Annotated in this window: 11 protein-coding genes; 5 read left to right on the top strand and 6 right to left on the bottom strand. The window is 73.2% G+C overall.

The window, feature by feature from the left end; all coding sequences use genetic code 11:
• Nucleotides 1-166: 166 nt before the first annotated feature.
• Complete coding sequence (locus ACFCV8_RS31770) at nt 167-820, top strand: hypothetical protein (RefSeq protein ID WP_376688952.1); 654 nt, start codon at nt 167-169, stop codon at nt 818-820.
• Nucleotides 821-904: 84 nt separating this feature from the next.
• On the opposite strand, the gene recX is transcribed toward ACFCV8_RS31770, so the two are convergent.
• The 4 genes from recX to ACFCV8_RS31750 all read right to left on the bottom strand — a co-directional run bounded on the left by recX (nt 905) and on the right by ACFCV8_RS31750 (nt 4,501).
• Nucleotides 905-1,612 carry a recombination regulator RecX gene (gene recX, locus ACFCV8_RS31765; RefSeq protein ID WP_376688951.1) on the bottom strand — a complete coding sequence of 236 codons (708 nt, stop codon included), beginning with the start codon at nt 1,610-1,612 and terminating at the stop codon, nt 905-907.
• Between the two features lie 10 nt (nt 1,613-1,622).
• On the bottom strand, nt 1,623-2,744 hold the full coding sequence (gene recA, locus ACFCV8_RS31760) for a recombinase RecA (RefSeq protein ID WP_376688950.1): 1,122 nt from the start codon (nt 2,742-2,744) through the stop codon (nt 1,623-1,625).
• A gap of 197 nt (nt 2,745-2,941) precedes the next feature.
• Nucleotides 2,942-4,126, bottom strand: a complete 1,185-nt coding sequence (locus ACFCV8_RS31755) for an AI-2E family transporter (RefSeq protein ID WP_376688949.1) — start codon at nt 4,124-4,126, stop codon at nt 2,942-2,944.
• Between the two features lie 180 nt (nt 4,127-4,306).
• Entirely contained in the window at nt 4,307-4,501 is a 195-nt protein-coding gene (locus tag ACFCV8_RS31750; protein WP_376688948.1) for a DUF3046 domain-containing protein, read from the bottom strand.
• Nucleotides 4,502-4,580: 79 nt separating this feature from the next.
• Here ACFCV8_RS31750 and ACFCV8_RS31745 point away from each other — a divergent pair, with 79 nt between their 5' ends.
• Nucleotides 4,581-5,495: a hypothetical protein gene (locus tag ACFCV8_RS31745; RefSeq protein ID WP_376688947.1), complete on the top strand. Its 915-nt coding sequence runs from the start codon at nt 4,581-4,583 to the stop codon at nt 5,493-5,495.
• Between the two features lie 38 nt (nt 5,496-5,533).
• On the opposite strand, the gene ACFCV8_RS31740 is transcribed toward ACFCV8_RS31745, so the two are convergent.
• Complete coding sequence (locus tag ACFCV8_RS31740; protein WP_376688946.1) at nt 5,534-5,839, bottom strand: AzlD domain-containing protein; 306 nt, start codon at nt 5,837-5,839, stop codon at nt 5,534-5,536.
• Nucleotides 5,836-6,639, bottom strand: a complete 804-nt coding sequence (locus tag ACFCV8_RS31735) for an AzlC family ABC transporter permease (protein WP_376688945.1) — start codon at nt 6,637-6,639, stop codon at nt 5,836-5,838. The genes ACFCV8_RS31740 and ACFCV8_RS31735 overlap by 4 nt, the downstream gene beginning before the upstream one ends.
• 86 nt (nt 6,640-6,725) lie before the next feature.
• On the opposite strand from ACFCV8_RS31735, the gene ACFCV8_RS31730 reads away from it, so the two are divergent.
• From ACFCV8_RS31730 to ACFCV8_RS31720, 3 genes are read left to right on the top strand one after another with little or no spacing between them, the layout of a single operon-like run.
• Complete coding sequence (locus tag ACFCV8_RS31730; protein ID WP_376688944.1) at nt 6,726-11,387, top strand: DEAD/DEAH box helicase; 4,662 nt, start codon at nt 6,726-6,728, stop codon at nt 11,385-11,387.
• A gap of 57 nt (nt 11,388-11,444) precedes the next feature.
• Nucleotides 11,445-12,251 carry a DNA-formamidopyrimidine glycosylase family protein gene (locus tag ACFCV8_RS31725; protein ID WP_376688943.1) on the top strand — a complete coding sequence of 269 codons (807 nt, stop codon included), beginning with the start codon at nt 11,445-11,447 and terminating at the stop codon, nt 12,249-12,251.
• A gap of 36 nt (nt 12,252-12,287) precedes the next feature.
• On the top strand, nt 12,288-13,082 hold the full coding sequence (locus ACFCV8_RS31720) for an SDR family NAD(P)-dependent oxidoreductase (protein ID WP_376688942.1): 795 nt from the start codon (nt 12,288-12,290) through the stop codon (nt 13,080-13,082).
• Nucleotides 13,083-13,740: the final 658 nt, after the last annotated feature.

Below are 13,740 nucleotides of genomic sequence, written 5' to 3'. Positions count from 1 at the left end.
GTCGCGTACGGAGCCCGGCCGCTCGGCGCCTACCCCCATTTGCCGTCGGCCGTTCCCCCTGATCCGCGCCGACACACCCGAACGCCTCGCTCCGGTGGAGCGATCCCCGTACCCGGCCGACATTCACCTCGACGCCAAGGACCGACATGACGGAGACCACGTGCCCATGCCGCCCCCCGCCCCCGCCTGCCCGCTCACCCCCGACCAGCTCGACGCTCACGCCGCCCGCCTCCATGACAGCGAGGTCTGGCAGCAGATCGTCAACGGCTGGGACCTCACGGCTCCCGAACCCGTGCCCCCGCCCTCCCCCGGCCCCGTGCAGCCGCTCGTGCCCGACCACCGCCCCACCGACTGGCGCGATCTGCTGTCCGTCCCGGTCGAACGGCTCATCGCCGAGTCCGTGCGCGCTCTGCCCGCGGCCCCGCCGCGCGAACGGCCGCTGCCCGGCCGACTCGGCGCGGTCCTCCCCGACCGGCTCCACTCCTGGCGGCGCATCGGCCAGCCCGACGTGCGGCCCTCCGTCCATCTCGCGCACGCACGGCAGGTCCTGACCGAGTGGGGCTGGCAGAACACCCCGTACCGGCTCCGCAACGCCCGTGGCGCACGGTGCGTCTGCGGCGCCCTCCTCACCGCACACCGTCTGGGCTACGGCTCCCTCGGCACCGTGGACCGGGCCGGCGCCTGGCTCATCACCGAACTCCGCGCCCAGGGCTGGACCGGGCTGATCGGTCCCTGGAACCGCTGCCCCGGCCGAACCGCCGCGGACGCGCTGGCCCTGATCGACGCCACCATCGCCCGCGCCACCCGCGCCGGACAATGATCACGGCCTCTCCCGCACAGGGCTCCCCGCGGCCCCTTCGGCCCGGCATCCCACACCGCCCCTCGCGGCCGAGCGCGCGTTTGGTCAGAAGGGCTCGTCCAGCCCCTCCGTGTCCTCACCCTCCTCTTCCAGCGCCTGCCGCACCACGCGCAGGGCCATGCCCTCCCCGTACCCCTTGCGCGCGAGCATGCCCGCCAGGCGGCGCAGCCGCTTCTCGCGGTCCAGGCCCCGGGTGGACCGCAGCTTGCGCGCGACCAGCTCCCGGGCGGTCGCCTCCTCCTGCTCGTGGTCCAGCTGCCCGACGGCCTCGTCGATGACCGCGGCGTCCACCCCCTTGGTACGCAGCTCGCGAACGAGAGCCCGGCGGGCCAGGCCCCGGCCGTGGTGCCGGGACTCCACCCAGGCGTCCGCGAACGCCGCGTCATCGATCAGCCCGACGTCCTCGAAGCGGGAGAGGACTTCCTCGGCCGCCTCGTCCGGGATCTCCCGCTTGCGCAGGGCATCCGCGAGCTGTTTGCGGGTGCGCGGCGTTCCGGTGAGCAATCGCAGGCAGATGTTGCGTGCCTGCTCGACCGGGTCTCGCGGCTCCCCTTTCTCGGCCCTCGACGAGGAAGGGGAGCCGCTGCTTCTGGTGCGGGAGCGGACGCCTCGGCCCGCTCCCTCGCCGAATCCGGCCGCCTGCTCGTACGCCCCCCCGGGCTCGGCCGTCTGCCCTGCGGGAACGCCGCGGCCGGAACCGGAACCGGTGGGATGGTCACCGGCGCCGATCGGCCACTCCGTACGACGTGTCACGGCGCAGGCCCTAGCTCTTTGCCGCCGCGGTCTTGGCCGGCTTGCTCTTGCCCGCCGGAGCGGCCGCCGTCTTCGCGCTGTCGGCCGGAGCCGCCGCACCGGCCGTCGCGTCCGCACCGGACTCGGCGTCCTCCGGCCTGACGCCGATGCCCAGCTTCACCAGGATCTTCTTCTCGATCTCGTTGGCGAGGTCGGGGTTGTCCTTGAGGAAGTTGCGGGCGTTCTCCTTGCCCTGGCCGAGCTGATCGCCCTCGTAGGTGTACCAGGCTCCCGCCTTGCGGACGAAGCCGTGCTCCACACCCATGTCGATCAGGCCGCCCTCACGGCTGATGCCCTGGCCGTAGAGGATGTCGAACTCGGCCTGCTTGAAGGGCGGCGCGACCTTGTTCTTGACGATCTTGACGCGGGTGCGGTTGCCGACGGCGTCGGTGCCGTCCTTCAGCGTCTCGATCCGGCGGATGTCGAGGCGCACCGAGGCGTAGAACTTGAGCGCCCGGCCACCGGTCGTGGTCTCCGGCGAGCCGAACATCACACCGATCTTCTCGCGGAGCTGGTTGATGAAGATCGCGGTGGTCTTGGACTGGTTGAGCGCACTGGTGATCTTGCGGAGCGCCTGGCTCATCAGACGGGCCTGCAGACCCACGTGCGAGTCACCCATCTCGCCCTCGATCTCCGCACGCGGCACGAGCGCCGCGACGGAGTCGATGACGATCAGGTCGAGGGCGCCGGAGCGGACCAGCATGTCCACGATCTCCAGGGCCTGCTCACCGTTGTCCGGCTGGGACAGGATCAGGTTGTCGATGTCGACGCCGAGCTTCTTCGCGTACTCGGGGTCGAGGGCGTGCTCAGCGTCGATGAAGGCGACCGAGCCGCCCTGCTTCTGCGCGTTCGCCACGGCGTGCAGCGTCAGCGTCGTCTTGCCGGAGGACTCCGGTCCGTACACCTCCACCACTCGGCCGCGCGGCAGGCCGCCGACGCCGAGGGCCACGTCGAGGGCGGTCGACCCGGTGGGGATCACTTCGATGGGCTCGTTCGGCCGCTCACCGAGGCGCATGACCGCGCCCTTGCCGAATTGCCGTTCAATCTGTGCGAGTGCGGCGTCCAGCGCCTTCTCGCGGTCGGTTCCTGCCATGGGTTCCACCCGATTTGCTTGAGTCGATCGCTTCACGTCAAAGACGCTAACCCCTGCCACTGACAATGGGCCTCGACGTCCTCCCGGCCTGTGGATAACTCCGCGGTCGGGCCCGGGAAAGCCCGGCCGGAATCCCATGAGAATGGATGTTCGATTTTAGTGTCAAGCGCACCACGCCGCCCCGCCGGGCTCTCCGGTCAGGCGGTCTCCGGAGCCTCCGGGCTCCCGGCAGAGCGCTCGCCCTGCGCGTTCCCTGCGCTCTCCTCGCTTCCCGGGGCCCGCCAGGAACGGCGCAGCCGCGTGAGCAACGACTCACCCCGGCCGCGTCGGCCCGGGCCGTGCATGCGCGGGTCGTCCGTGACGTCGTAGCGCTTCACGTACGCGCCGAGGAAGGCCTGGAGCGTGGCGACGGCCGGGATCGCGATCAGCGCGCCCACCGCGCCCATCAGCGCCGTGCCCGCGATGACCGACCCGAAGGCGACCGCGGGATGGATGTCGACGGTCCTGGAGGTGAGTTTGGGCTGCAGGGCGTAGTTCTCGAACTGCTGGTAGACCACGACGAAGCCGAGCACCCACAGCGCGTACCACGGGTCGACGGTGAACGCGATCAGCATGGGCAGGGCACCCGCCAGGTACGTACCGATCGTGGGGATGAACTGGGACACCAGCCCGACCCAGATGGCCAGCGCGGGCGCGTAGGGAACCCCGAGGATCACCAGCAGGACGTAGTGCGCGATCCCGGAGATGAGGGCCATCAGGCCGCGCGAGTAGAGGTAGCCCCCGGTCTTGTCGACCGCGATCTCCCAGGCCCGCAGGACCTCCGCCTGCCGGGCGGGCGGCAGCACGGAGCACAGGGCCCGCCGCAGCCTGGGGCCGTCGGCCGCGAAGTAGAACGAGAACAGGGAGATCGTCAGCAGCCGGAACAGCCCGCCCAGCACCGTGGTGGATATGTCGAGCACGCCGGTCGCGCTGTTCTGGACGTACTTCTGCAGCCAGTCGGAGTGGAGCAGGCTGTCCTGGACCTCGACCCGGGAGAGGTCGGTGTGGAAGCTCTGGTTGACCCAGTTGATCACCGAGTCCAGATACTTCGGGAACTCCTCGACCATGTCGACGATCTGGCCCGCGAGCATCGAACCGAGCAGTACGACGAAGCCCACCCCGGCGATCAGCACCACGAGGAAGACCAGGAAGGTGGCGAGGCCGCGGCGCATGCCGCGCGCCGACATCCGGCTCACCGCCGGTTCGATGGCGAGCGCGAGGAAGAACGAGATCAGGACGTTGATCAGCAGCCCGATGAGCTGGTCGAACGCCCAGCTGCCGAGCCGGTAGCACGCGTAGAGCGCCAGGGCGAGCACCATGGCGCGCGGCAGCCACGCGGGCATGCGCGCCGACCCGCCGGCCGGCGCCGCGGAAGGCACGGCGGGCGGGACGGGTGGGGTGGAAATCGGCCGGGTCTGTGCTGTCTCGTCTGTCGGTGCCACGCACCCAGTCTCACCCACCGCGGTGACGAACAGCCGTCCGCCCCGGGCAACGGCACAGGTCCGGCCGCCGACCGGCCGGGGTCAGCGCCTGTCGGCGGGGATACCGACCGCGGCACAGACCCCGCGCCAGACGTCCTTGGTCTCCCACCCCGAGGCCAGTGCCTGGTGCACGGTCTGCCCGCCGAGCTCGGCCATCACGTGATCACGCGCGAAGGAGTCGGCGTACGCCTCGCCGAAGTGGTCCGCCATCCGTTCCCAGAAAATCGTCAACCGCATGACCTCAGTATCCCGCTCCTGAGAGTGCAGCCCGGCCGCTACGTCTTGCCGAGAGCGCTTACCGCCCTACGGTCGGTCCATGGCTGGAACCGGAACAAGTCCCCTCAATCGTGCCGAGCAGTTCATCTGGCTCACGGCCCGTGTACTGGAGCAGCGGCGGTTCGCTCATCACTTCCTGGAAGGCAGCGCGGACGCCGTGGAGACCGCGCTCGCCGCCTATCTGAACGAGGACGGCGGCTACGGGCACGGGCTCGAGCCCGATCTGCGCGGACCCGTCAGTCAGCCGCTGCACACCGCGCACGCGCTCAATGTGCTGGATTCCATCGGGCGCTGCGACGGACTGCGGGTGGAACGGATCTGCCGCTTCCTCACCGAGGTGTCGACCAAGGAGGGCGCGCTTCCGGCCCTGCTGCCGACGCAGCGCGGCTACCCCGCCGCGCCTTTCATCCCGATCGTCGACCACCCTCCCGCGGAGCTCCTGACCACCGGCCCGGTCGTCGGCCTGCTGCACCGCAACGCCGTGTGGCACGCCTGGCTGTTCCGGGCCACCGACTTCTGCTGGGCCGCGGTGGAGGCGCTGGACCGCTCGCATCCGTACGAGATCGAGGCCGCCCTCGCCTTCCTGGACGGTGCCCCGGACCGGGCACGGGCGGAGGCGGCGGCCGACCGGCTCGGGCGGCTGGTGCGGGAGCAGCGGCTCGTGGTGCTCGAACCGGGGCGGCGCGCGGAGTACCCGGTCGCGGCCGGATACGCGCCGGGTGAGCAGCACTTTCCGTACGACTACGCCCGTACGCCCGACTCCCTCGCCCGGCGCTGGTTCACCGACGAGGAGCTGTCCCGTTCGCTCGACCACCTCGCGGCCGAGCAGCAGACGGACGGCGGCTGGCCGGTCAGCTGGCGGCAGTGGGCTCCGGGGACCGCGCTGGAGGGGCGGCCCCTGGTGACACTCCGGGCCCTTCTGACGCTGCGCGCCCACGGACGGGGCCTCGACTGAGCCCCCGGCGCCCGTTGCCCGGTCCGGTCGGGTGTGTCCTAGCCGAGGGCGCGTACCCCCGCGGTGACGACCACGGCGGCGCCCACCACGACCAGGAAGGGGGCGCGCAGCACCAGCGCGAGGGCCGCCGCGGCGAGCCCGGCCGCCCTGGCGTCCAGCGCCAGCTGCTGCCCGTCTCCGAAGGTCTGCTGCGCGGTGAGGGCGGCCAGCAGTGCCACGGGCAGGAGCGCCGCGAGCCGCTGGGTGAGCGGGCGTTCCAGCAGACCGGCGGGAACCAGCAGCCCGAGCAGTTTGGCGAGGTAGCAGCCCACCGCGGTCAGCGCGATGGCGATCCAGACGTTCATCGGTCCCTCTTCTCGGTGACCGTCCCCCTGGTGGTGCTCCTGCGGCGCCCGCCGAGGAAGAGGACGGCGGGTGCGGCGAGCGCGGACAGCAGGACGGGGACACCGGCCGGCAGTACGGGCAGCAGGCCGAGCGCGAGCAGCACCGCGAGCCCCGCGGCGACGCGTTCGGTGGTGCTCTTCAGCATCGGCGCGAGCAGGGCGAGGAAGACCGCGGGCGACGCCGCGTCCAGCCCCCAGGCGTCGGTGTCGCCGAGCGCCTCGGCGCCGAGGGCTCCCAGCAGCGTGGTCAGGTTCCACAGCACGTACAGGCTCAGCCCGGTGACGGTGAAGCCGATGCGGGCAGCGCGCCGGGTCGGCTGCGACAGCGTCACGGCGGTCGTCTCGTCAATGATCCACTGCGCGGCGAAGGGACGGAGCGCCTTCGGGAGGGCCAGCAGCTGCGAGAGCCGCAGTCCGTAGAAGGAGTTGCGCACGCCGAGGAAGAACGCCCCGGCGGCCGCCGTGTACGGGTTGCCGCCCGCGGCGAGCGCGCCGACGAGCGCGAACTGCGAGGCGCCGGTGAAGACCGCGAGGCTGAGCGCGCAGGTCTGCCACAGGCTCAGTCCGGCTCCGGCCGAGGTCACACCGAAGGCGAAGCCGGAGAGGCCGACGGCTATGCCGACGCCGAGCGCGTCACGGACGACGGCGGCGTCCGGCTTCGCCCCGCCCGGGTCCGGCCCGGTTCCGGGGCCGGGCGTGCCGGGGTCCGGCCTGTCGGCCGACGCGCCGTCCCCGTCTGGAAATGTTGTCTGATCTGCCACGACGCGAACGTTACGTGGGCGGCGCGGGGGCGGGTCGCCGAGGACGGTCGGGGCCGTTGTCAGTGGCGGGGTGCACGATGGGGGACATGGCCGGCTCCGCACTCGATTCGTTCTCCCCCGCGACCCGCGGCTGGTTCGCGGGTGCCTTCCGCGCGCCCACCGCCGCGCAGGAGGGTGCCTGGCGCGCCATCGCCGAGGGTTCGGACGTGCTGGTCGTCGCGCCGACGGGCTCCGGCAAGACCCTCGCCGCGTTCCTCGCCTCGCTGGACGCGCTGGCGTCCGTACCACCGCCGGCCGAGGCCAAGAAGCGCTGCCGTGTGCTGTACGTCTCGCCCCTCAAGGCGCTCGCGGTCGATGTAGAGCGCAACCTCCGTTCGCCGCTGACCGGGATCCGCCAGGAGTCGGTGCGGCTCGGGCTGCCCGAGCCGGAGGTGCGGGTGGGCATTCGTTCCGGGGACACCCCGGCCGCCGAGCGCCGCTCGATGGCGACCCGCCCGCCGGACATCCTGATCACCACGCCCGAATCGCTGTTCCTGATGCTGACCTCCTCGGCCCGGGAGGCGCTGTCCGGTGTCGAGACGGTGATCCTCGACGAGGTGCACGCCGTGGCGGGCACGAAGCGCGGCGCCCATCTCGCCGTGTCGCTGGAGCGGCTCGACGAGCTGCTGCCGCGTCCCGCACGGCGGATCGGCCTGTCGGCGACGGTCCGTCCGGTCGACGAGGTGGCGCGCTTCCTCTCGCCCCGGCGCAGGGTGGAGATCGTCCAGCCGCCGTCCACCAAGCGGTTCGATCTGTCGGTGGTCGTGCCGGTCGAGGATCTCGGGGAGCTCGGCGGCTCCCCCGCCACCGGCCCCGACCAGGCGGGGCAGGCGGACAAGCCGTCGATCTGGCCCCACGTCGAGGAGCGGATCGTCGATCTCGTCCAGAAACACCGCTCCACCATCGTCTTCGCCAATTCCCGCCGCCTCGCCGAGCGGCTGTGCAACCGCCTCAACGAGATCGCGTACGAACGGCTGACCGGCGAGCCGATGGCCGAGTCCCACTCCCCCGCCGAGCTCATGGCCGAGTCCGGTGCGGCGAAGGGCGCCCCTGCGCTGCTCGCCCGCGCCCACCACGGGTCGGTCTCCAAGGAGCAGCGCGCCCAGGTGGAGGAGGATCTGAAGGCGGGCAGACTGCCTGCCGTCGTCGCCACCTCCAGTCTGGAGCTGGGCATCGACATGGGAGCGGTCGATCTCGTGATCCAGGTGGAGTCGCCGCCGTCGGTCGCCTCCGGTCTGCAACGGGTCGGCCGGGCCGGGCACCAGGTCGGTGCGGTCTCCACCGGTGTGGTCTTCCCGAAGTACCGGGGCGATCTGGTGCAGTCGGCCGTGGTCACCGAGCGGATGCGCGAGGGGTCCATCGAGGCGCTCCGTGTACCGGCCAATCCCCTGGACGTGCTGGCCCAGCAGCTGGTCGCCATGGTCGCCCTGGACACCTGGCAGGTGGACGAGCTGCTGGCGGCGGTCCGCCGCGCCGCGCCCTTCGCCTCGCTGCCCGAGTCCGCCTTCACCGCGGTGCTGGACATGCTCGCCGGCCGCTACCCCTCCGACGCCTTCGCCGAGCTGCGCCCGCGCGTGGTCTGGGACCGGGTGGCCGGCACGGTCACGGGGCGCCCGGGCGCACAGCGGCTCGCCGTCACCTCCGGAGGGACCATTCCCGACCGGGGGCTCTTCGGTGTCTTCCTCGCCGGAGCCGACCCCAAGAAGGGCGGCGGCCGGGTCGGGGAGCTCGACGAGGAGATGGTGTACGAGTCCCGGGTCGGTGACGTCTTCACGCTCGGCACCACCTCCTGGCGGATCGAGGACATCACCCGCGACCGGGTCCTGGTGTCGCCCGCGCCCGGTGTGCCCGGGCGGCTGCCGTTCTGGAAGGGCGACCAGCTGGGCCGCCCGCTGGAGCTCGGGCGCGCCCTGGGGGCGTTCCTCCGGGAGATCGGCGGGCTGCCGCCCGAGGACGCCCGGGCCAGGCTGCTCGCCGCCGGTCTCGACGCCTGGGCCGCCGACAACACCCTTGCGTACCTCGACGAACAGCGCCGCGCCTGCGGCCATGTGCCGGACGACCGGACCATTCTCGTCGAGCGTTTCCGCGACGAGCTGGGGGACTGGCGGGTCGTGGTCCATTCCCCGTTCGGTGCGCAGGTCCATGCCCCGTGGGCGCTCGCGCTGGGCGCCCGCCTCGCCGAGCGCTACGGCATGGACGCCCAGGTGATGCATGCCGACGACGGCATCGTCCTCCGGCTGCCCGACGCCGATCTGATGGGTCTGGATCTCCTGGACTTCGATCCCGAGGACCCGGTCCAGGAGACGGCCGGGGCCCCGGCCCCACCACCGGTCCTCTCGTACGACAGCGAGCAACCGCCGGTCGGAGCCGCTGATGTGACGTTCGACAAGGGGGACATCGAGCAGATCGTCACCGATCAGGTCGGCGGCTCGGCCCTGTTCGCCTCCCGGTTCCGCGAGTGCGCGGCCCGTGCCCTGCTGCTGCCGCGCCGCAGCCCCGGGAAGCGCACCCCGCTGTGGCAGCAGCGCCAGCGCGCCGCGCAACTGCTCCAGGTCGCCTCGGAGTTCGGCTCCTTCCCGATCGTCCTGGAGGCGGTCCGCGAATGCCTCCAGGACGTCTTCGACGTGCCCGGGCTCACGGAACTCATGGGCGACCTGGAAGCGCGCCGCGTCCGGCTGGTCGAGGTGACCACTCCGGAGCCCTCCCCCTTCGCCCGCTCGCTCCTGTTCGGCTACGTCGCCCAGTTCCTGTACGAGGGCGACTCGCCGCTGGCCGAGCGGCGGGCCGCCGCGCTCTCCCTGGACTCCCGCCTCCTGGCGGAACTCCTCGGCCGGGCGGAGCTGCGCGAGCTGCTGGACGCGGAGGTGCTGACCGAGCTGGAGCGGGAGCTCCAGTGGCTGACCGAGGACCGCCGGATCAAGGACGCGGAAGGCGTCGCCGATCTGCTGCGGGTCCTCGGCCCGCTCACCGACGAGGAGCTGGCGGAGCGTGGCGCCCGTCCGTCGTGGGCCCCGGAGCTGGCCACCGCCCGCCGGGCCATCCGGGTGCGGATCGGCGGGGCGGACCACTGGGCCGCGATCGAGGACGCGGGCCGCCTGCGGGACGCTCTGGGGACCGCCCTGCCGGTCGGCGTCCCCGAGGCGTTCACCGAGCCCGTGAAGGACCCGCTGGGCGACCTCCTGTCCCGCTACGCCCGGACGCACGGCCCGTTCACGTCCACCGGCGCCGCCGCCCGCTTCGGCCTCGGCGCCGCGGTCACCGACGGGGCGCTGCAACGGCTCGCCGGGACCGGCCGGGTCGTCCAGGGCGAGTTCCACCCCGCCGGGATCGGCCAGGAGTGGTGCGACGCCGACGTGCTGCGCCGGCTGCGCCGACGTTCGCTCGCCGCGCTCCGCCACGAGCTGGAGCCGGTCCCGCCCGCCGCCCTCGCCGGGTTCCTCCCGCAGTGGCAGCACCTCGGCGGCAACCGCCTGCGCGGAATCGACGGACTGGCCCGTGCCGTGGAGCAGTTGCAGGGCGCGCCGGTCCCGGCGTCCGCGCTGGAGAAGCTGATCCTGCCGGGCCGGGTCACGGACTACACCCCCGCGCTGCTCGACGAACTGACCACTACCGGCGAGGTCGTGTGGGCCGGTGCGGGCGCCCTCCCCGGCAAGGACGGCTGGCTCTCCCTCTGTCCGGCCGACAGCGCCCCGCTGCTCCTGCCGCCCCCTCACCCGCTGGAGCTCAGCGCGTTGCACGCATCCGTCCTGACCGCCCTGAGCGGCGGATACGGCCTGTTCTTCCGGCAGATCGCCGACCAGGTCCGCGCCACCACTCATCCGGACTGCACCGATCCGCAACTGGCCGACGCCATCTGGGAGCTGGCCTGGTCGGGCCGACTCACCAATGACACGCTCGCACCCCTGCGCGCCCTGCTGGGCTCCGGCCGTACGGCGGGGGCGACGGCCCACCGTGCCAGACGCAGTGTCCCGCGCGGCCGGTACGGCTCGCTCGCCTCCGCCCGGCCCGTCTCCCGCACCGGCCCGCCGACCGTCTCGGGCCGCTGGTCCCTGCTGCCCGCCGCCGAGCCCGATCCCACGCACCGCGCCCACGCCCTGGCCCGTACGCTGCTCGACCGCCATGGCGTGGTGACCCGCGGCGCGGTCCAGGCCGAAGGGGTCGAGGGCGGCTTCTCCGCGACGTACCGCGTCCTGTCCGCCTTCGAGGACAACGGGCAGGCCCGGCGGGGCTATGTGGTCGAGGGGCTGGGGGCGGCGCAGTTCGCGATGGACGGCGCGGTGGACCGGCTGCGCGCCACGTCCACCGCGCTCGACCGCCGGGAGCCGGGCGCCACGCCCCGGGCCCTGGTCCTCGCCGCCGCCGATCCGGCCAACGCCTACGGGGCGGCCCTGCCCTGGCCCGAGCCGCCGGACGGTGCCGCCCACAAGCCCGGCCGCAAGGCGGGCGCCCTGGTGGTGCTGGTCGACGGCGAGCTGACCATGTACATGGAGCGCGGCGGCAAGACGCTGCTCGCCTGGCCCGCCGACCCGGACGACCCCGCGCTCCTCGCGGCCGCCGGGGCACTGGCGGGGGCCGCCCGCTCCGGGGCCCTCGGCACGGTCACGGTCGAGCGCGCCAACGGCATACCCTCGCTGACCTCCCCGCTCGGCCGCACCCTGGAGACGGCCGGTTTCCTGGCCACACCGAGAGGGCTGCGCCTGCGCGCCTGAGTCCGGCCGGAGGGCGCGGCACCGCTCACGTACCCTCCCCGCCCGCATCATGGAGGCATGCCCGAAGGAGACACCGTCCTGCAGACGGCCGGACGTCTGCACACCGCGCTCGCCGACCGCACACTCACCCGCTGCGACCTGCGCGTGCCCCGGTTCGCCACTGCCGACCTCACCGGCCGGAAGGTGCTGGACGTGGTCCCGCGCGGCAAGCATCTCCTCACCCGCGTCGAGGGTGGTCTCACCCTGCACAGCCATCTCCGGATGGACGGCGCCTGGCGTGTCTACGCCGTCGGCGAGCGGTGGCGCGGCGGCCCCGCCCACCAGATCCGCGCGATCCTCGGCAACGCCGAGCACACCGCGGTCGGCTACCGGCTGCCCGTCCTCGAACTCCTGCGCACCCAGGACGAGGAGAAGGCGGTCGGTCATCTCGGCCCCGATCTGCTCGGCCCCGGCTGGGACTCCGAAGCCGCCCTGCGCAATCTGCTCGCCGACCCCGGCCGCCCTCTCGGCGAGGCCCTGCTGGACCAGCGCAATCTCGCCGGAATCGGCAACGTCTACCAGGCCGAGCTCTGCTTCCTGGCCCGCGCCACCCCCTGGCTCCCCATCGGCGATCTGCCCGCCCCCACCGCGGCCCGGCTGGTCACGACGGCCAAGCAGCTCCTCGAAGCCAATCGCGACCGCCCTGTCCGCACCACCACCGCCCCGGCCCGCCGCGGCCCCGGCCGCACCCCGAAGGAACGGCTCTGGGTGTACGGGAGGGCCGGCCGTCCCTGCCTGCGCTGCGGCACCCCCGTCCGCACCGCGGACCTCGACGGCCGCCCCGCCTACTGGTGTCCGCGCTGCCAGTCGGGCCCCACCCCATAGTTGACGCCCCGTCAGATACGGTCGTACCGTCCGGTCATGAGCCTCACCACGCCCCCTTCCGCAAGCCGCTCCGTCTACGACCTCACCGACCGCTCGGCGTTCGTCACCGGCGCGGCGGGCGGCATCGGCCGGGCCTGTGCCGTCCTGCTCGCCTCCGCGGGCGCCGCCGTGCACTGCGCGGACGTGGACGAGGAGGGCCTGCGGGAGACCCTGCGGCTGGCCGATGAAGCGGGCGGCACCGCCCGCGCCCGCATCCACGTCCTCGATGTCACCGACCGTGATCAGGTCCGGGCCGCGGTGGTGGCGGCGGGCGAGCTCGACATTCTGGCGGCCGTCGCCGGGATCATGCACACGAGCAGCGTCCTGGAGACCTCGGACCAGGACCTCGACCGCGTTCTGGCGGTCAACTTCAAGGGCGTGCTGTACGCCTGCCAGGAAGTGGCCCGCGGCATGGTCGAGCGAGGCTCCCCCGGCTCACTGGTCACCATGGCCTCGGGAGCCGTCGACTCCGCCGGCCCCGGCCTGCTCTGCTACAGCGTGGCCAAGGCGGCGGTCGTCCAGCTGACGAAGACGCTGGCGACCGAACTGGGACCGCACGCGATCCGGGTCAACGCCGTCGCCCCGGGCTGGATCCGTACATCCATGACCGCCCGCCACGAAACGGACCGGCAGCAACGGGTGGAGGCGACGATGACGCGGCTCTCGCCGCTCGGGCGGGTGGGCGAGCCGGAGGACGTGGCCCACACCGTGCTACACCTCGCGTCCGACGCCTCGTCCTTCATGACCGGCCAGATCCTCCGCCCGAACGGCGGCGTAGCCATGCCCTGGTAGCCCGCAGGATCCGCACCCGCCGCCTTCCGGTGGCCCGCAGACCCCGCTCCACGCACCACCCTCCCGAAGTCCGCAGGACCCGCTCCACGCCCCGCCCTCCGACAGCCCGCAGGACCCGCTCCGCACCCTTCAGCACCCCGGCCCCCCACCGGCCGGCCACTCCGGCCCCCGCGGGCCCGGCGGTCGCCGCCACGTGCACCGGAAGCAGGCTCAGCCCCCAGCCGCCCGCCGCAACCGCACCCTCGACGAGCCCCGCGTCGGCCGGGTCCAGCACGAGCCGCAGCACGGCCCACCACCACAGCCCGCCGAGCACGAACGTCGGCACCCATCGCCGTACCATGGCCGCCTCCTCCTGCCGGGCCCCGGGCCGGTCGGGCCGATCGGGCCGGTCGTCGCGCCGCCGCCTGCCGGGCGCCGCCAGACCCTAGTGCGGCACGCCCACCCGGCGGGAGGGCGCATCGGCGTACCACCGGCGTGATCCGCGCGGCCCCGGGCCGCCGTGCGCCCGCCGGAGGGTCCCGACGCACCACGGACCACGGCCCGGCCTGTGTTCCGCTCCACGCAGTCTCGCCCGGCAGCCCCCGTACCGCATCCAGAGCCGGCCGCGCTCCTCCCGGAAGACGGGAAACACGCACGAAGGCCCCGGCCGTCCCAAGGC

This window comes from Streptomyces sp. NPDC056347, assembly GCF_042262625.1.
In the GTDB taxonomy this organism is placed as follows: Bacteria; Actinomycetota; Actinomycetes; order Streptomycetales; family Streptomycetaceae; genus Streptomyces.
This window is presented reverse-complemented; position numbering and strand designations above follow the sequence as displayed.